The organism is Craterilacuibacter sinensis (assembly GCF_009831765.1).
GTDB lineage: Bacteria > Pseudomonadota > Gammaproteobacteria > Burkholderiales > Chromobacteriaceae > Craterilacuibacter > Craterilacuibacter sinensis.
Genome location: NZ_WSSB01000005.1, coordinates 198,810 through 215,069 on the forward strand (window position 1 = coordinate 198,810; position 16,260 = coordinate 215,069).

A 16,260-nucleotide genomic window follows, 5' to 3' on the forward strand; every position below is an offset into this window, starting at 1 on the left:
CTTTGCAATGTGCTCTGTTAAGGTGACGGCTTATTACGGTCGAACTTATCCGGAGCAGAGGAGTCATAAGAGATGACTATAAAAATCTGGACAGCAAGCATAGAAAAAATCAGGAGCTGTAAACAAGAATGAGTGATCGGGAACTCGATCAGCAATTGGTGGAGCGCGTCCAGCGCGGGGAGAAGCGCGCCTTTGATTTGTTGGTTTCCAAGTATCAAAGACGTCTGGGGCGCTTGTTGTCGCGCTTTATCAAGGACAGCGCGGACATTGAGGATGTGACGCAGGAGGCCTTTATCAAGGCTTACCGGGCATTGCCGTCATTTCGGGGTGAGAGCGCTTTTTACACTTGGCTGTATCGTATCGGAATCAATACTGCCAAGAACTTTCTCAGTGCCAATGGTCGAAGACCTGTGTTCAAGGCCGGGGTCGAGGATGAAGATGGCGAGGTCGCTGATCTGGGCGATCAGATGCCAGATTACCATACGCCCGAAGCGGACATGATGAACCGCCAGATCGTGGAAACGGTTAATCAGGCGGTGAATGCGTTGCCTGAGGAGTTGCGTACGGCAATTACCCTGCGTGAAATGGATGGTCTCAGCTACGAGGAAATCGCCCAAGTGATGGATTGTCCGATTGGTACGGTCAGGTCGCGTATTTTCCGTGCGCGTGAAGCGATTGCAACGCAGTTGCGCCCCTTGCTGGATACGGCAAAAGACAAGAGGTGGTAGTGATGAAAGAAAATATCTCTGCTTTGATGGACGATGCGCTGGATGATGCAGCGGCACACGCGGCCATCACTGATTTGCAGGCGGATAAGACATTGAAGGATAGCTGGGATACCTATCAGCTGATCGGGGATGCCATGCGCGGTGGCGGGGGCCTTGCGCTGGATGTGCGGCGCGAAGTCAGTGAGCGCCTGCGTGATGAGCCTACCGTTTTGGCCCCGGCCAGACGCTGGCCTTTGCCGGCCCGAAAGCTGCGCCATTACGCATTGGCCGCATCGCTTGCTTGCGCGGCCGTTGTCGGCTGGATGGGCTGGCAGCAGGATGAGTCGGAAATGGTGGTGGCCAAAGCAAGCGAAGCCCAAGTGTTCAGCCCGGTTACAGCGGTAGAAGCACCTTATTTGCTGGCGCATCAGGAAATGGCGGGGACAATAGACAGCTCGCAGCGGCGGGTTGCCTATGTGCCCGCGCGTGACAAGGCAGCACATTGATGCAGTTCAGGTTCTGTGTTTTTTTGGGCGTGTTGCTGGCACCTTTGGTGCAGGCCAGCCCTGATGATGACTGGGCCTTGCTTGGCAAGGCTGCGCAAGTAGCACGCCAGCAAGCATTGTCCGGCAGTTACTTGCACCAGATAGGCTCTGCATCCGAGACCTTCCGTATCCAGCGTACAGTCAGCAAAGGGAAAGTCAGGGAGCGCCGAGTTTCGCTGGATGGCTTGCCGCGCGAGATTATCCGTCATGGCGACGTGCTGATTACGTCCGCTCCGGACGAGCATTCGCTGCTGGCTGCAAAAATAAGCAGTGCCAAGCTGTTTCCCGCCATTCTGCCGGATAATGTGGCCATGCTGGCTGATGGCTATGCCTTAAGCCGCTTGGGCTCGGATAGGGTAGCGTCGCGCGAATGCCAATGGTGGCAGTTGAAATCGCTGGAAGCCGGGCAGCGCTATACACAGCGCGTTTGTCTGGATAAGGCCAGTCATCTGCCGCTGAAGTGGGTCACGCTGAATGCACAGCAGGATGCGGTCGAGTTGTTCAGCTTTATCGAGCTGGATGATCGCGCACCGCGCGCCAAGGTCAGTGTGCAGCCGGTTTATCCCTTAAGCTCAGCGTCTTCTGCTTCTGCCGTGAAGGCTGAAGAGGGGGTGGGGTCGCTAGAGATCAAAGGCATTCCACCGGGTTTTCGGTTGCTGCGTTCTGTCATGCGTAAAATGCCGGGTAATGATGGTGCGCCACCGGTTCAACACCGGGTGTATAGCGATGGTCTGGCCGTGTTTTCCCTGTTTGTCGAGTATGCCAAGGATGCCAAACCGGCGCCTCATCTGACGCATGGGCCTATTTCGGTAGCTACAGACAATGAGGGCGAGTACCGTTTGACCTTGGTGGGGGATCTGCCTGATGCCGGTTTGCAGTCCATTGCCCGTCATTTGCGGCTTGTTAAAAAATCATGATTGAAACCGAAGCACGCGTACTGCGCGTCGAGCCCGGTGCGGCCTGGGTCGAGCCCAAGCCGCATTCGCCATGTGGCCAGTGTGATGCTGAGGGCGGTTGCCGTTCCTTGAGTATCGCGCGCCTGTTTAGCGGGCGTGATCCGGTGTTCCGGGTGCTGGATAGCCTGGGAGTGGGGGCCGGGGACCGGGTGATGGTGGCCGTGCCGGAAAAAAGCCTGAGGCAAAGCGTGTTGCTGATGTATGTCTTGCCGCTGTTTGCCTTGTTCGCCGGCGCGCTGTTAGGCGCGCTGTTTGGCGAGATGGCGTCGGCGCTTGCCGGTTTGGGCTGTTTGCTGCTGAGCTTGCTGCTGGTACGCAACCGGGCGCAGCGCCTGTCGGAGGATGGCCGTTTTCAGCCCCATATTGCCAGCAAGCTGGGGCCTGACGCCATTGTGGCAGCGCCTCGTTCTTGCCGTTCAAAAAACCGGCCCTTGGAGTAAAAATGACGCTGACGCTGATGTTCCGCGATTATTGCAGCCTGTGCCATGCCATGCGTGATGCGCTATTGCCCTGGCAGGCGCGCTACGGCTTTGAGCTGGATATTGTCGACGTGGATGCCGACCCGGTGCTGGAAGAAAAGTACAACGAACTGGTGCCCGTGTTGCTGGATGCAAAGGGCGAGATCTGCCACTGGCACCTGGATGAAGCCGCTCTGGCGGAACGTTTGGCTGCACATGCCGGCGAAATCCGCTAGAATCGCGCACTAATTGATACCTGTACGAGGGCGCACTACGTGCCCTCGTCTTTTTGTTGTCTGCGAGCCTGATGAAACACATACGCAATTTTTCTATCATTGCCCATATCGACCACGGCAAATCCACGCTGGCTGACCGTTTTATCCAGTTCTGCGGTGGCTTGGATCTACGCGAAATGAGCGCCCAGGTGCTCGACTCAATGGATATTGAGAAAGAGCGTGGCATTACCATCAAGGCGCAGACTGCAGCCTTGCATTACAAGGCGCGGGATGGCGAGGTCTACAACCTCAACCTGATCGACACACCGGGACACGTCGACTTCAGCTATGAAGTGTCGCGTTCGCTGTCCGCCTGCGAAGGCGCGCTGCTGGTCGTGGACGCTTCGCAAGGTGTAGAAGCCCAGACCGTTGCCAACTGTTATACCGCCATCGACCTGGGGGTCGAGGTGGTGCCGGTGCTGAACAAGATCGATTTGCCGGCTGCCGAGCCAGAGCGCGTCTGTCAGGAAATCGAAGACATCATCGGTATCGAGGCCATCGATGCGGTGCGTGCCTCGGCCAAATCCGGTATCGGCATCGAGGACATCCTCGAAACCCTGATTGCCAAGATTCCGCCGCCGGTCGGCGATGTGGATGCCCCGCTCAAGGCGCTGATTATCGATTCGTGGTTTGATAACTACGTCGGCGTGGTGATGCTGGTGCGCGTCAAGGACGGCGTGATCAAGCCCAAGGACAAGATCAAGTTCATGGCCACCGGTGCCGAGCATCTGTGCGAGCAGGTCGGCGTATTCACGCCTAAAGCCTTGCAGCGCAGCGAGCTTAGGGCCGGCGAGGTGGGCTTTATCATTGCCGGTATCAAGGACATCAAGTCGGCCAAAGTTGGCGATACCATTACCTTGATGAAAACGCCGGCAGCCGAAGCATTGCCGGGCTTTAAGGAAGTCCAGTCGCAGGTGTTTGCCGGTCTGTATCCGGTGGAAAGCCACGACTACGACAATCTGCGCGATGCGCTGGAAAAGCTGCAGCTGAACGATGCTTCGCTCAAGTACGAGCCGGAAGTGTCGCAGGCGCTGGGCTTCGGCTTCCGTTGCGGTTTCCTGGGGCTGCTGCACTTGGAAATTGTGCAGGAACGTCTCGAGCGCGAGTTCGATATGGACCTGATCACCACGGCGCCTACCGTGGTGTATGAGCTACTGATGAAGGACGGCGAGGTGATCCATGTGGAAAACCCGTCCAAGCTGCCGGATCCTGCCAAGGTGGAAGAAATCCGCGAGCCCATCATTACTGCCCATATCCTGCTGCCGCAGGAGTATGTCGGTGCGGTGATGACCTTGTGTAACGGCAAGCGTGGCGTGCAGCGCAATATGCAGTATCTGGGCCGCCAGGTGATGCTGACTTACGATATGCCGATGAATGAAGTGGTGATGGACTTCTTCGACAAGCTCAAGTCCACCAGCCGCGGCTACGCATCGCTTGACTACGATTTCAAGGAATATCAGGCGTCCGACCTCGTCAAGCTGGATATTCTGGTCAATAGCGAGAAGGTAGATGCGCTGTCGCTGATCGTGCACCGTCAGAGTGCCCAGTTCCGCGGCCGTGCCGTTGCCGCCAAGATGCGCGAGCTGATTCCGCGCCAGATGTTTGATATCGCGGTGCAGGCTGCCATCGGTGCGCACATTATCGCGCGCGAAACCATCAAGGCCTTGCGTAAGAACGTGCTGGCCAAGTGCTATGGCGGTGATATTACCCGTAAGAAAAAGCTGCTGGAAAAGCAGAAAGCCGGTAAGCGCCGCATGAAGCAGGTGGGTAATGTGGAAATTCCGCAGGAAGCCTTCCTCGCCATCTTGCAAGTAGGGGACAAATAAGTGAGCGGGAATCTGTTCTGGGTGTTTGTCGTTGTGGCTGTGGTCGGCATCGCGCTGATTGCGTCGGCCGGCAAGAAAGAGGCGGGGGCCAAAGAGTGGCCGGCCGCCGTGCAGTGGGGCTATATCGCCTTGCTGGTCGGCTGCTTCGGCGTGCTGTCGAGCTGGATGAGCTTTTCAGCCGTGATGCTGGTGATTGTGCTGGTGACCGGCTTTGGCTGGGCGCTGGACAAGTTCTATCTGGCACGCCGCCGTGCGCCGGGTGAAGAACCCGGCCATATGGTCGACAACGCCAAGGGCTTTTTCCCCATCATTCTGGTGGTATTCCTGCTGCGCTCGTTTATTGCCGAGCCGTTCCAGATTCCCAGCAGCTCAATGCGGCCGGGGCTGATTGTTGGCGACTTCATTCTGGTCAATAAATTCACCTACGGCATACGGGTGCCGGTGCTGAACAAGGTGATGGTGCCGGTGCATGAAGTTGCGCGTGGCGATGTGGCGGTGTTCAATTTCCCGCCTAACCCGCGTGTCGACTACATCAAGCGTGTGATCGGGCTGCCGGGGGACACGGTCGAGTACCGTAACAAGAGCCTGACTATCAACGGCAAGGCTGTGCCGGATGTGGCGGATGGTACTTATGACTATCTGGAGCAGGGTCTGGCGATGATACGGAACGACCAGTACATCGAAACCCTGCCATCCACACCTGAGGCCAAGACCTATAAGGTGCTGAAGATTCCTCAGGCGCCGGTCTATGATCCGGCACAGGTGCGCGACTTCCCGTATCGGGATAATTGCCAGTATGCTGAAGACGGTTTTGTGTGCAAAGTGCCACAGGGTCACTATTTCATGCTGGGCGATAATCGCGACAACAGTCTGGATGGCCGCTACTGGGGCTTTGTTGCCGATGACCTGCTGGTGGGCAAAGCTTTCCTGATCTGGATGAATTTCGGTGATTTTTCGCGCATCGGAATGAAAATAGAGTAACGGTTTCGCCTTTTGACTGCCCGGTTCCCGCCTGTACCGTTGCGGGGCCGGGCTTTTTCATTCGCCAAATTTGGCCGCGCGTGCCAGCAGGTTTAGAATGCGGCTTTCGTTGCCATGATGGCGATCAGCTAAAAACAGGAGCAGAGCGTATGCGTTCTCGGGAATACGGTTTATCTGCGGTGTCGCTTTTGATGACGATACTGCTGGCTGGTGCATTGATACTGGGATTTTTCCGTGTAGTACCGGTTTATTCCGAGTATTTCGAGATCAAGAATGCCTTGAATGATATGGCCAAGAATCCGGCGCCCGAGGGCGAGTGGGGCTTGCGTCAGGAATTTGCCCGTCGTGCCGGGGTAAACGATATTAGCTCGGTCAAGCCGCAAGACTTGCGCATCTACGCACCGATCGGCCAGCAGCCGGCCATTACCGTGGCCTGGCGCCGTGAAGTACCGATGGTCTCCAATGTAAGCCTGCTTTTCGATTTCAACATTCACGCTGGCCAAAAAGCCGGCATGCAACCCTAAGCCGTGACCCAACATAAAGATATCCGATTTCGCCGCCTCAGCGAGGCATTAGGCTACCGTTTTACCCGTCCCGAGTGGCTGCGCCAGGCTTTGACGCACCGCAGCTACGGCACGCCCAACAACGAGCGGCTGGAGTTTGTCGGTGACAGCATTCTCAACTATACCGTCGCCCGCATGCTGTATGACCGCTTCCCGCAATTGACCGAGGGCGAGCTATCGCGCCTGCGCGCCAATCTGGTGAATCAGCAGACGCTGTCCGAACTGGCCCAGCTGCTCAAGCTGGGGGACGAGCTGTATCTGGGTGAGGGCGAGCTTAAGAGCGGCGGCTTTAACCGGCCGTCCATTCTGGCGGATGCGCTGGAGGCGACCTTTGCCGCCGTGAGTTTTGACGCGGATTTTGCCGCCGCCGAAACTGTGGTGCGCCATTTGTACCGTGAGCGGGTCGAAGCGATTGATCCGACCCGCCATGCCAAAGATGCCAAGACACGCCTGCAAGAAGCACTGCAGGCGCGCAAATATCCGCTGCCGCGCTACCGCATCCTGAGCCAGTTGGGTGAGGCGCACGAGCAGCACTTCAAAGTCGCGTGCGAGCTGGGCGATCTGGGCATCGATACCAGCGGCGAAGGCAATAGCCGGCGCGCGGCCGAACAGCAGGCCGCCGAACAGGCGCTGCTGCAACTGGAAGCACAATTCAAACTGGGCAAGAAATGACCGAAACCTCTTATCGCTGCGGCTTTGTGGCCATCGTCGGCCGTCCCAATGTGGGCAAATCGACGCTGATGAACCACCTCATAGGCCAGAAGATCAGCATCACCTCCAAAAAGGCGCAGACCACGCGCCATCGCGTGACCGGCATCCATACTACCGATCACAGCCAGTTCGTGTTTGTCGATACACCGGGCTTCCAGACTTTTCACGGCGGCGCGCTGAACGAGACCTTGAACAAGAGCGTCAAGGACACGCTGGGCAATGTCGATTGCGTGATGTTCGTACTGGAAGCCAAGCGCTTTACCCCGGCCGACCGCGAAGTGATGGCGCTGTTGCCGAAGAAAATCCCGGTGATTCTGGTGGTGAACAAGGTCGACAAGGCCAAGGACAAGATCGAGCTCGCCAACTTTATCGATGATGTGCGCGCCGAGTTCCCTTTTGTCGATGCCGAAGTGGTCAGCGCCAAACATGGTCAGCGTATTGCCGAACTGCTGGAAAAAGTAGCACCCCATCTGCCCGAGTCGGTGCCTCTGTATCCGGAAGACATGATTACCGACAAGAGCCAGCGCTTCCTTGCAGCCGAAATCGTGCGCGAGAAGCTGTTCCGCTATCTGGGCGAGGAGCTGCCGTACTCGATGAATGTCGAAGTCGAGCAGTTCGAGGTGGATGGTGCCATGTACCGCATCCACGTCGCGATCCTGGTCGACAAGGAAGGGCAGAAGCCCATCGTGATCGGCAAGGGTGGTGAAAAGCTGAAAAAAATCTCGACCGAGGCCCGCCTCGATATGGAAGCGCTGTTCGACACCAAGGTTTACCTCGAGGTGTGGGTCAAGGTGAAGTCGGGCTGGGCCGACGACGTGCGTTTCCTCAAGGAATTCGGCCTGTAAAATGTTTGCCCACACCCCCGCGCCGCCTTACTGGGCGGTCATCTTCTCCAGCCAGCGCAGCGATGTGGCCGATGGTTACGGCGATATGGCTGACGCGATGGTGGCGCTGGCTGCGCAGCAGCCGGGCTACCTTGGCGTCGAGAGCGTGCGCAGTGATGACGGCTTCGGCATCACCGTGTCGTACTGGGCCAGTGAAGAAGCGATCGCCGGCTGGAAGGCCGAGGGTCGCCACCGGCTGGCACAGGCCGAAGGCTACGCGCGCTGGTATGCGGAGCTCTTCACCCGCGTGGCCTGCGTCGGGCGCGACCACCACTGGACGCGCGGCTGATGCAGCCGGGCAAGATAGACCGCCAGAGCGGCTTTATCCTGCATGCGCAAGCCTATCGCGAGACCAGCTTGCTGCTGGATGTGCTGACGCGCGATTACGGCCGCGTGGCCATGGTAGCGCGCGGCGCGCGCCGGCCGCGCGCCGAATTGCGTGGCCTACTGTTGCCGTTTCAACCCTTGTCGCTGGCCTGGTTCGGCAAGACCGAATTGCGTACCCTGCACCGTGCCGAATGGCAGGGCGGGGTACGTCTGCTGGCCGGGCAGGCATTGGTATGCGGCTTTTATCTGAACGAGTTGCTGGTGCGCCTCACCGTGCGCGAAGATCCGACCCCTGCTGTTTTTACAGCCTACGACGCCGCCGTGCGGGCGCTGGCGCAAGGCGAGGCGCAGGGCGTGGTATTGCGCCGTTTCGAACTGGCTCTATTGGGTGCGCTGGGTTATGCGCCCTTGCTTGGGCATGATGGCGCCGGTGCACCGCTGGATGCAGGCTCGCTGTACCGGGTACAGGCCGGCTCTCCTCCCGAGCTCTGGCAAGGCGGCGTGGCGCATGATGGCCAGGCCGTGGTGCGCGGGGCGGTTTTGCTGGCACTGGCCGCCGGTGATTTTGACGATGCGCATGCGCTGCGCGAAGCGCGCGGCGTGACCCGGCTGATGCTGGCCAATCTTTTGGGTGACGACAAGCTCGCCACCCGCGAATTGCTGCTGCCGCTCGCCCAGGCGACGGAAGCGGCCAAACCGGTTTAAGACGAACGAGGAAACAGGCATGATCCTGCTGGGCATCAATATCGACCATGTGGCAACCTTGCGCCAGGCGCGCGGCACCCGCTATCCCAGCCCGATAGAGGCCGCACTGGTGGCCGAAACGGCTGGCGCCGACCTGATCACGCTGCATCTGCGTGAAGATCGCCGCCATATCCAGGATGCCGATGTCGTCGCCATGAAGCAGGTCATCAAGACGCGGATGAATCTGGAGATGGCGCTGACCGAAGATATGCTGGAAAACGCGCTCAAGGTCATGCCGGAAGATGTGTGCCTGGTGCCGGAAAAGCGTGAAGAAGTCACCACCGAAGGCGGGCTGGATGTGATCCGCTACTTTGACGAGGTCAAACGCTTTACCCAGATCCTGTCTGATGCCGGTATCCGCGTGTCGCTGTTTATCGATGCCGACCGTGCCCAGATCGAGGCGGCATTTGACGCCGGTGCGCGCGTGATCGAACTGCATACCGGCGCCTATGCCGATGCCCATTCGGCCGAAGTGCGTCAGGCCGAGCTGACCCGCATCCGCGAAGCAGCCGTGTACGCGGCGCATCTGGGCTTTACCGTCAACGCAGGCCATGGCCTGTCTTACCATAACGTCAAGCCGGTGGCCGCCATCCGAGAAATCGCCGAGCTCAATATTGGCCACGCCATCGTCAGTCAGGCCCTGTTTGTCGGCTTTGCCGCTGCAGTGCAGGAAATGAAGGCGCTGATGCGCGAAGCGCGGCGCGGCGAATAATGATTTGCGGTGTGGGCACCGATCTGGCCGAAATCGCGCGCTTCGAGGCCATGATTGCGCGCCGTGGTTTGGGTGTCGGCCGGCGCCTGCTCTCGGCAAGCGAGCTGGCCGATTTTGCCGCCAGCTCTGATCCGGCCCGCTTTCTGGCCAAGCGTTTTGCCGCCAAGGAAGCGCTGGCCAAGGCGCTGGGCACCGGGGTCAGGGCGCCGGTACTGCTGACGGCGATTGCCGTTGGCCATGACGCGCTGGGCAAGCCGCAGTTTGCGTTGTCGGCCGAGCTGTCTGCCTTTGTTGCCGCGCGCGGCATCAGCCATCTGCATTTATCTATCAGCGACGAGCGTACACAGGCGCTGGCCTTTGTTGTGGCCGAAAGCCGCAGTTAGTCGCACCCTGTCTTATTACTGGAAAGTCAGCATGACCTCTGAACTGCAAATCATCGATATCGTCGTGGGCGAGGGCAAGGAGGCCGTCAAGGGCGCCCTGATTACCACCCAGTACCGCGGCTGCCTGGAAGACGGCACCCAGTTTGATTCCTCCTACGATAGAGGCCAGCCGTTCCAGTGCGTGATCGGTACCGGCCGCGTGATCAAGGGCTGGGATCTGGGCCTGATGGGGATGAAAGTTGGCGGCAAGCGCAAGCTGCTGGTGCCGGCGCATCTGGCCTATGGCGAGCGCCAGATCGGCGCACATATCAAGCCGGGCTCCAATCTGGTTTTTGAAATCGAACTTTTGGAAGTGCTGACGCGGGATTGATAATTTAATTTAGGAGGTAGGGTGTCTAAAGTTAATGGTGGTGAATTCTTGTATTCATTTGAAAATATGCGGGCGGTTGCAATATTGTTCGTTATTTTTTCGCATTTTTCTTCTGTTTATAAATTTGGCGAATCAGCTGATATTGTCAAATTTATTCTTGCAGATGCGACGACATTATTTGTTTTTATATCAGGATATCTATTTTATTATTTGTCGGGCAATAAAGGCTTTGGTTACTTAGATTATTTAGGTAAAAAATTTAAGTTTGTTGTGTTGCCTTTTTTCTTTTTTTCTTTTTTTGCCATATTAGCGGGGTTGGTTTTTAGGGAAAATGAATTGTATGGTTTGACTCCTGTGGCTTATATGTTATGGAGTTTTATTGTGGGTGGGGTTGTCAATGGGGCGATGTGGTTTATCCCCATGATTTGTTTGTTTTTTCTTGTGTCGCCAATGCTTCTTTTCTGTACTAAGCGAGATTGGTTTTTTGTAGTGGTTGTTGCTGCAGTGTTGTTCTCTGTTTATTCCTTTCGCCCTGTGGGTAACCAAAATCCAGTACTAAGTTTTTTTCACTTTATGGGTTTTTATTTGATGGGTATGTTTTTTGCACGTGGAGGGGTGGTAATGGATCTCTTGCGATCTAGGTCAAAAACTGTTATGGCAGTTTCCGCTTCTGGTTTTTTTGTGCTACTGGTAGTTTGGTTAGGGGGTGATCAGGTTGTTCAAGGGTATTTCGATTATATATTGCAGCCGAATATTATTCAGATGGGTAAGCTTTTTTTTGTTGTTTTTTTATTTTTTTTATTTGAGAGGTTTTTGAGTAAAAAAATAAAACCCATGTCTTATATTGCAAATATCAGTTTTGGTTTATTTTTTGTGCACGGGTTTTGGTCTCTGGTATTTTTAAAAGCAGCTTCATACTTGGAGGTGAGTAGGTTGTCGACTTATTTTTCTTTGGAGTTTTTGTTTGTATTTTGCTTTTCAGTAATTTCTATAGATATAGCTAAGCGCATTCTTGGTGCAAGGAGTCGGTATGTTATCGGTTGCTAATTGTGTGAGGCTATTTGTCGTTATTTTTTTAAGCTTGCTTAATATATCGGTAGCCAAGGAGGTTCATATACTCGTTATTGGTCAATCCATTTCTTCCAATTGTAATCAGAATAAATTTGGCAAGGTAGATGGTGTTTATCAGTTTGATTTGAATGGTAATGTTGTGGCGGCGAGCGACCCTTTCATCTGGGCGGACTGCAATGGTGGCAGCATGTGGATGCCGCTGGGTGAGCGCATGATCAAGTCAGGCTTGGCAAGCAAGGTTGTTTTTATGCCCATAGGGATAGGTGGTACCAAGGTCAGTGAATGGCTGGTTGGTGGACGGGCTTTTGGTAAGTTGGAAACGGCTTTGTCTGTGATAGCCAAGAAAGGTATAACCTTTGATTACGTTTTGTGGCATCAAGGGTCATCTGATATTGGGACGCCAGGTAATATATATCAAGATGATCTACACAAACTCTATTCCTATGTTCGAAAAAAAATTGGTGTTGTGCCGTGGGTTGTTGCGAGACATTCCCGTTGCTATGGTCGTTATGATGAAAAAATAGATGGTGTTCAGCAAAAAATAGTTACCAATGCCCCTTTGTTTTTTTATGCGGGCCCCGATAATAATTCGCTAGATGATCGCTTTCGTTTTGATTCGTGCCATCTTAATAAGACGGGGCAAATTAAAATGGCGGAGCTATGGTTTGAAAGTATTGAAAAAGTAGGGCAAAGGAAAGAGTCTATCGAGAAAGAAACCCTGCTTTATTGGTTTAAAAAAATACCTTATTAAAGTGCGCATGAGGAGCCTTGAATGCCTTTTCCCCTGAATCTTGCTCGCGGCCCGGTGATGGCCGATGTGGCCGGCTTTGCCCTGACCGATGCTGAACGTGCGCGCCTGTGTCATCCGCTGGTGGGTGGTGTGATCCTGTTCCGCCGCAATTTCGAGTCGGTCGAGCAGCTCAAGGCATTGACTGCCGAAATCCGTGCGCTGCGTAGCCCACACCTTCTGATCGCGGTCGATCACGAAGGCGGGCGGGTGCAGCGCTTTTTGCCCGGCTTTACCCGTCTGCCGCCGATGCAGATGCTGGGCCAGGCGTTTGACGCCGACCCGCAAGCTGCACTCGCGCTCGCGCATGACGTGGGCGAAGTGCTGGCCGCCGAGCTTGCCGCCTGCGGCATCGATCTGTCGTTCACGCCGGTGCTTGATCTTGACTGGGGCCGCTGTGCGGTGATTGGCAACCGCAGTTTCCACCGCGATCCGCAGGTGGTCACGCAACTGGCGGTGGCTTTGCAGCAGGGGCTCGCCGCCGGTGGTATGGGCAGCTGCGGCAAGCACTTCCCCGGCCACGGCTTTGTCGAGGGCGACAGCCATCATGTGATCCCGGTCGACAATCGCAGCCTCGCCGAACTGCGCGAAGACGATCTCAAACCGTTCGCGGCGCTCGCCGCAGCCGGCATGACGTCGGTGATGCCGGCGCATGTGGTCTACCCGGCCATCGATAGTCTGCCTGCCGGTTTCTCGCGCCTGTGGTTGCAGGACATCCTGCGCGCCGAGCTGGGCTTTGACGGCGTGATCTTCTCGGATGATCTGACCATGGAAGGTGCGGCTGGCGTCGGCAATATCGGCGCCCGTGCCGATGCGGCCTTTGCCGCCGGCTGCGACATGGTGCTGGTATGCAACCGCCCGGATCTGGCTGACGAGCTGCTCGCGTCACTCCAGCCGCCGGCACAGCCGGAACTGGCTGCGCGCCTGGCGCGCATGCAGGGACGGGATACGCCGCAAGCGTGGCGCGAACACCTGGCAAGCGATGTGTTCGCCGCCAAGCGCGCGCGTGTCGCGGCGTTGTCCATTCCTCCCGAGGCGTGCCGCGGTGTCGCGGTGGGGGAGGCGAGCTGAACAATCAACAAAAAACGCCGACGGAAACGTCGGCGTTTTTTGTTGGGGATGCCGCCGTAACTAGTGGGCAAGATTGGGTTCGGGTTTTGTGTCCGCTGCGCGGACGTACGGGTAGCGCTTGCGCACTGACCGGCGACATCTTAGCTCAGGGGTGCGGGTTTTTCATACAGATAGCCCTGATGGTGCTTGCAGCCATTGGCCAGCAGGAAGTCGCGCTGCTGTGCAGTCTCCACGCCTTCGGCGATGACGTTCAGCTCCAGGCTGTGCGCCAGTGCGATGATGGTGCGCACAATCGCGTCGGCGCTTGTGCTGTGCGTGATGTCGTCAACAAAGCTCTTGTCGATTTTGAGCTGGTTCAGCGGTAGGTGTTTGAGGTAGGACAGCGAAGAGTAGCCGGTGCCGAAATCGTCCAGTGAAAACAGGACGCCATGCTTGCGCAGCCTGTGCATTTTATCGGCGGCATGCGCAATATCGCTTAGCAGCAGGCTTTCGGTCAGCTCCAGTTCCAGTCGTTCGGGTGTGGCGCCGCTTTGTTGCAGGATGGCAATCACGGTGTCGACAAAGTCGTCCTGCTGGAACTGCAGCGGGCTGATATTGACGGCGAGGCGCAGATGGGCACAGTCTTCCTCTTTACTCCAGCGCGCCAGCTGCTGGCATGCCTGCTCCAGTACCCATCTGCCTAGCGGAATGATCAGGCCGGTCTCCTCTGCCAGTGCAATGAAATATCCTGGTGCGATCAGACCCCGTTGCGGATGTTTCCAGCGCAGTAGCGCCTCGTAGCCGGTGGCGGCGCCATTGTTGTCCACCTGCTTCTGGTAGTGCAGGACGAATTGCTGTGCGGCGATGGCTTCGCGTAGTGCGTGTTCTTGCGTCAATCGCTGCTGGACGGCTGTCTGCATTGCCTGGTCATAAAAGCGCAGGGCGTTGCGCCCGGCGGTCTTGGCTTGGTACATGGCAAGGTCGGCCTGGCGCAATAATTCGTCTGCGCGGCCGGCTGCGTCTGAAAACAGTGCGATGCCGATGCTGCCGGTGCAGTGGTGGGTATGACTATCCAGATGGTAGGGCTGTGCCAGCAAGTCGCTCAGTATTTCGGCGACATGTTCTGTTTGGCTGGCTGCCTTGGCCGGTTCGCTGTCCAGGTTTTCCAGTAGAACGACGAATTCGTCTCCGCCTAGGCGGGCGATGGTGTCGTCTTGGCGCAGACGTTGCCCCAGGCGTTCGGCAACCTCCTTGAGTAGGCGGTCTCCCATTTCGTGGCCGTAGCTGTCGTTGAGCGGCTTGAAATTGTCCAGGTCGATAAACAATAGTGCACCTTCGTTGCCGCTGCGCTGGTGGGTGAGCAGTGCGTGCTCGATGCGTTCGAGCAGCAGCCGGCGGTTGGGCAGCCCGGTTAGCGGGTCATAAAAGGCGAGGCGGTGGATCTCGCGCTCGGCAGCCTTGTACTGCGACAGGTCCGAGAGCGTGACAATGTAGTGGCTGATGGTGCCACCGTCGTCCCAGATGGCGCTGCCCGTCATCCACACCGGGATGAAGCGGCCTTGTTGATGCTTGATCCAGAGTTCGCCCTGCCAACTGCCGCTGCTGGCTACGGCTTCCCAGATGCCGTTATAGAAATCCATGTCGTACTTGCCGGTACGCAGCAATAACGGGCTTTGGCCGGCGAGGTCGGGGCCGTTATAGCCACTTATTTCGCCAAATGCCCGGTTGGCGCGCAGGATCCTCTGGTCGGCGCCGACGATGAGCATGCCCTCTTGGGCATCGAATACACTGGCTGCGATGCGCAGTTCTTCGTCGGCTGCGCGTCGCTGGCTGATGTCGCTCAGGCTGCCGACCATGCGTAATACGGTTCCCGCTTCATCACGTTCGACTACATCGCCGCGATCCAGTACCCACACATAGTGGCCGTCATGATGGCGCAGGCGGTGTTCGCTGACGTAGCTGCCTTTGTCCTGCAGGCATGTCCCGATGCGCGCCTGAACGGCCGGGCGGTCGTGCGGATGGATCAGATGAATAAAAAAATCGGTGGCATGGCTAAGGTGCGATGGGTCCAGTCCCAGCAGGCGGCACCACTGGGCATTATGGCTGACCTGCTGCGTGGCCAGATTCCAGTCCCATAACCCCTCGCCACTGGCTGTCATTGCCAGTGCCAGTTGCTGCGCCTGGGCGCCCAGTTCCAGTTCGCGCTGCTTGCGTGCGTTGATGTCCTGCACGAAACCGATGACTTGCAGGTCGGCATCGACAGCTTCACCGCTGATATAGAGCCAGCGCCAGCTTTCGCCATCACGCACCCGTAGTTCGACGGCAAAGTGCTTGTCGTTCATCAGCTCGCGCCAGGCTGTTTGCAATGCTGGCTGGTCTTGCGGGTGGATGCGCTCGGCCAGTTTGCGTGGATGCAGGATAGCCCCCGCAGGCAGTCCGAGCAGACGGCAGGCCTCATCCGAGCCTTCAAGGTGGTCGCCGCCAGCCGAATAGTGCCAGTTGCCCAAGCGGGCCAGATGCTGGATGCGGTGAGTGATTTGATGGCGCATGGCTGTTCTCTCTTTGCGGCGGGACACGGCTTGTGTCTGGCTTCAGCATAGACGGGTAATGCAGTGCTGATTTTCCGGATGAGTGTCTGTGCATGGTGTGCTGTCTGCGCGTATTGGCAAGCAGCGGCCGGTTCCGGATGGCGATATAGACGCGGGTTCTTTTTTGACCGGGTGAGCGCTGCGGTATCCGGCCGGCGTGGGGCAAGTGATCTGAGCTTTACGATGGCGCTGCATTATTTACGTTATGAGTAGGGCTGACTGGCGATAAACAGCCCCGGTACCTTGCCGGCGCGCCTGCTTCGCCTGCGCGGACGCCTGGGAGATCTGCTATTGCCGAAACAACGGTGGGGGCGTAAATGCC

The 16,260-nt window shown here is 57.0% G+C and carries 19 protein-coding genes; 18 read left to right on the plus strand and 1 reads right to left on the minus strand.

Going from position 1 to position 16,260, the window contains the following annotated elements; translation table 11 throughout:
- The first annotated feature begins 128 nt into the window (after positions 1-128).
- The 18 genes from rpoE to nagZ all read left to right on the plus strand — a co-directional run bounded on the left by rpoE (position 129) and on the right by nagZ (position 13,371).
- Positions 129-728: an RNA polymerase sigma factor RpoE gene (rpoE, locus tag GQF02_RS07400; RefSeq protein ID WP_124734379.1), complete on the plus strand. Its 600-nt coding sequence runs from the start codon at positions 129-131 to the stop codon at positions 726-728.
- Between the two features lie 2 nt (positions 729-730).
- Positions 731-1,213 carry a sigma-E factor negative regulatory protein gene (locus GQF02_RS07405; RefSeq protein WP_160796019.1) on the plus strand — a complete coding sequence of 161 codons (483 nt, stop codon included), beginning with the start codon at positions 731-733 and terminating at the stop codon, positions 1,211-1,213.
- Complete coding sequence (locus GQF02_RS07410; RefSeq protein ID WP_160796021.1) at positions 1,213-2,169, plus strand: MucB/RseB C-terminal domain-containing protein; 957 nt, start codon at positions 1,213-1,215, stop codon at positions 2,167-2,169. Before GQF02_RS07405 ends, GQF02_RS07410 begins: the two co-directional genes overlap by 1 nt.
- Complete coding sequence (locus tag GQF02_RS07415) at positions 2,166-2,648, plus strand: SoxR reducing system RseC family protein (protein ID WP_160796023.1); 483 nt, start codon at positions 2,166-2,168, stop codon at positions 2,646-2,648. The genes GQF02_RS07410 and GQF02_RS07415 overlap by 4 nt, the downstream gene beginning before the upstream one ends.
- A 2-nt stretch (positions 2,649-2,650) precedes the next feature.
- A complete protein-coding gene (locus GQF02_RS07420) occupies positions 2,651-2,902 on the plus strand; it encodes a glutaredoxin family protein (RefSeq protein WP_124734375.1) in 252 nt (83 codons plus the stop codon).
- A gap of 71 nt (positions 2,903-2,973) precedes the next feature.
- Entirely contained in the window at positions 2,974-4,767 is a 1,794-nt protein-coding gene (gene lepA, locus GQF02_RS07425) for a translation elongation factor 4 (protein WP_124734374.1), read from the plus strand.
- A complete protein-coding gene (lepB, locus tag GQF02_RS07430; RefSeq protein ID WP_328698598.1) occupies positions 4,768-5,748 on the plus strand; it encodes a signal peptidase I in 981 nt (326 codons plus the stop codon).
- Positions 5,749-5,897: 149 nt separating this feature from the next.
- Entirely contained in the window at positions 5,898-6,272 is a 375-nt protein-coding gene (locus GQF02_RS07435) for a DUF4845 domain-containing protein (RefSeq protein WP_124734373.1), read from the plus strand.
- Between the two features lie 3 nt (positions 6,273-6,275).
- The gene (gene rnc / locus GQF02_RS07440; RefSeq protein ID WP_160796025.1) at positions 6,276-6,983 is read left to right on the plus strand and encodes a ribonuclease III; all 708 of its coding nucleotides are present in this window, start codon (positions 6,276-6,278) and stop codon (positions 6,981-6,983) included.
- Entirely contained in the window at positions 6,980-7,867 is an 888-nt protein-coding gene (gene era / locus GQF02_RS07445) for a GTPase Era (protein WP_160796027.1), read from the plus strand. The genes rnc and era overlap by 4 nt, the downstream gene beginning before the upstream one ends.
- A gap of 1 nt (position 7,868) precedes the next feature.
- Entirely contained in the window at positions 7,869-8,195 is a 327-nt protein-coding gene (locus GQF02_RS07450) for an antibiotic biosynthesis monooxygenase family protein (protein ID WP_124734370.1), read from the plus strand.
- Complete coding sequence (recO, locus tag GQF02_RS07455) at positions 8,195-8,938, plus strand: DNA repair protein RecO (protein ID WP_124734369.1); 744 nt, start codon at positions 8,195-8,197, stop codon at positions 8,936-8,938. Before GQF02_RS07450 ends, recO begins: the two co-directional genes overlap by 1 nt.
- A gap of 19 nt (positions 8,939-8,957) precedes the next feature.
- Positions 8,958-9,689, plus strand: a complete 732-nt coding sequence (gene pdxJ, locus GQF02_RS07460; RefSeq protein WP_220789376.1) for a pyridoxine 5'-phosphate synthase — start codon at positions 8,958-8,960, stop codon at positions 9,687-9,689.
- Positions 9,689-10,072 carry a holo-ACP synthase gene (acpS, locus tag GQF02_RS07465; protein ID WP_124734368.1) on the plus strand — a complete coding sequence of 128 codons (384 nt, stop codon included), beginning with the start codon at positions 9,689-9,691 and terminating at the stop codon, positions 10,070-10,072. The genes pdxJ and acpS overlap by 1 nt, the downstream gene beginning before the upstream one ends.
- A gap of 31 nt (positions 10,073-10,103) precedes the next feature.
- Positions 10,104-10,442 (plus strand): FKBP-type peptidyl-prolyl cis-trans isomerase, encoded by a 339-nt coding sequence (locus GQF02_RS07470; RefSeq protein WP_160796029.1) that lies wholly within the window; start codon positions 10,104-10,106, stop codon positions 10,440-10,442.
- Positions 10,443-10,463: 21 nt separating this feature from the next.
- The gene (locus GQF02_RS07475) at positions 10,464-11,489 is read left to right on the plus strand and encodes an acyltransferase family protein (protein WP_160796031.1); all 1,026 of its coding nucleotides are present in this window, start codon (positions 10,464-10,466) and stop codon (positions 11,487-11,489) included.
- Positions 11,473-12,264, plus strand: coding sequence for a sialate O-acetylesterase (locus tag GQF02_RS07480; RefSeq protein ID WP_160796033.1), 792 nt, complete (start codon positions 11,473-11,475; stop codon positions 12,262-12,264). The genes GQF02_RS07475 and GQF02_RS07480 overlap by 17 nt, the downstream gene beginning before the upstream one ends.
- 21 nt (positions 12,265-12,285) lie before the next feature.
- Complete coding sequence (gene nagZ, locus GQF02_RS07485) at positions 12,286-13,371, plus strand: beta-N-acetylhexosaminidase (protein WP_160796035.1); 1,086 nt, start codon at positions 12,286-12,288, stop codon at positions 13,369-13,371.
- A gap of 140 nt (positions 13,372-13,511) precedes the next feature.
- Here the strand turns inward: nagZ and GQF02_RS07490 are convergent, their stop codons facing one another.
- Positions 13,512-15,899 carry a bifunctional diguanylate cyclase/phosphodiesterase gene (locus tag GQF02_RS07490; RefSeq protein ID WP_160796037.1) on the minus strand — a complete coding sequence of 796 codons (2,388 nt, stop codon included), beginning with the start codon at positions 15,897-15,899 and terminating at the stop codon, positions 13,512-13,514.
- Positions 15,900-16,260: the final 361 nt, after the last annotated feature.

Excerpts from the sequence above, each read along its gene's own strand:
- GQF02_RS07435 (WP_124734373.1), top strand. The coding sequence starts at position 5,898 with ATGCGTTCTCGGGAATACGGTTTATCTGCGGTGTCGCTTTTGATGACG.
- recO (WP_124734369.1), top strand. The coding sequence starts at position 8,195 with ATGCAGCCGGGCAAGATAGACCGCCAGAGCGGCTTTATCCTGCATGCG.
- GQF02_RS07480 (WP_160796033.1), top strand. The coding sequence starts at position 11,473 with ATGTTATCGGTTGCTAATTGTGTGAGGCTATTTGTCGTTATTTTTTTA.
- era (WP_160796027.1), top strand. The coding sequence starts at position 6,980 with ATGACCGAAACCTCTTATCGCTGCGGCTTTGTGGCCATCGTCGGCCGT.
- GQF02_RS07405 (WP_160796019.1), top strand. The coding sequence starts at position 731 with ATGAAAGAAAATATCTCTGCTTTGATGGACGATGCGCTGGATGATGCA.
- GQF02_RS07490 (WP_160796037.1), bottom strand. The coding sequence starts at position 15,899 with ATGCGCCATCAAATCACTCACCGCATCCAGCATCTGGCCCGCTTGGGC.
- rpoE (WP_124734379.1), top strand. The coding sequence starts at position 129 with ATGAGTGATCGGGAACTCGATCAGCAATTGGTGGAGCGCGTCCAGCGC.
- GQF02_RS07450 (WP_124734370.1), top strand. The coding sequence starts at position 7,869 with ATGTTTGCCCACACCCCCGCGCCGCCTTACTGGGCGGTCATCTTCTCC.
- pdxJ (WP_220789376.1), top strand. The coding sequence starts at position 8,958 with ATGATCCTGCTGGGCATCAATATCGACCATGTGGCAACCTTGCGCCAG.
- GQF02_RS07470 (WP_160796029.1), top strand. The coding sequence starts at position 10,104 with ATGACCTCTGAACTGCAAATCATCGATATCGTCGTGGGCGAGGGCAAG.
- GQF02_RS07420 (WP_124734375.1), top strand. The coding sequence starts at position 2,651 with ATGACGCTGACGCTGATGTTCCGCGATTATTGCAGCCTGTGCCATGCC.
- nagZ (WP_160796035.1), top strand. The coding sequence starts at position 12,286 with ATGCCTTTTCCCCTGAATCTTGCTCGCGGCCCGGTGATGGCCGATGTG.
- GQF02_RS07415 (WP_160796023.1), top strand. The coding sequence starts at position 2,166 with ATGATTGAAACCGAAGCACGCGTACTGCGCGTCGAGCCCGGTGCGGCC.
- acpS (WP_124734368.1), top strand. The coding sequence starts at position 9,689 with ATGATTTGCGGTGTGGGCACCGATCTGGCCGAAATCGCGCGCTTCGAG.
- lepA (WP_124734374.1), top strand. The coding sequence starts at position 2,974 with ATGAAACACATACGCAATTTTTCTATCATTGCCCATATCGACCACGGC.
- GQF02_RS07410 (WP_160796021.1), top strand. The coding sequence starts at position 1,213 with ATGCAGTTCAGGTTCTGTGTTTTTTTGGGCGTGTTGCTGGCACCTTTG.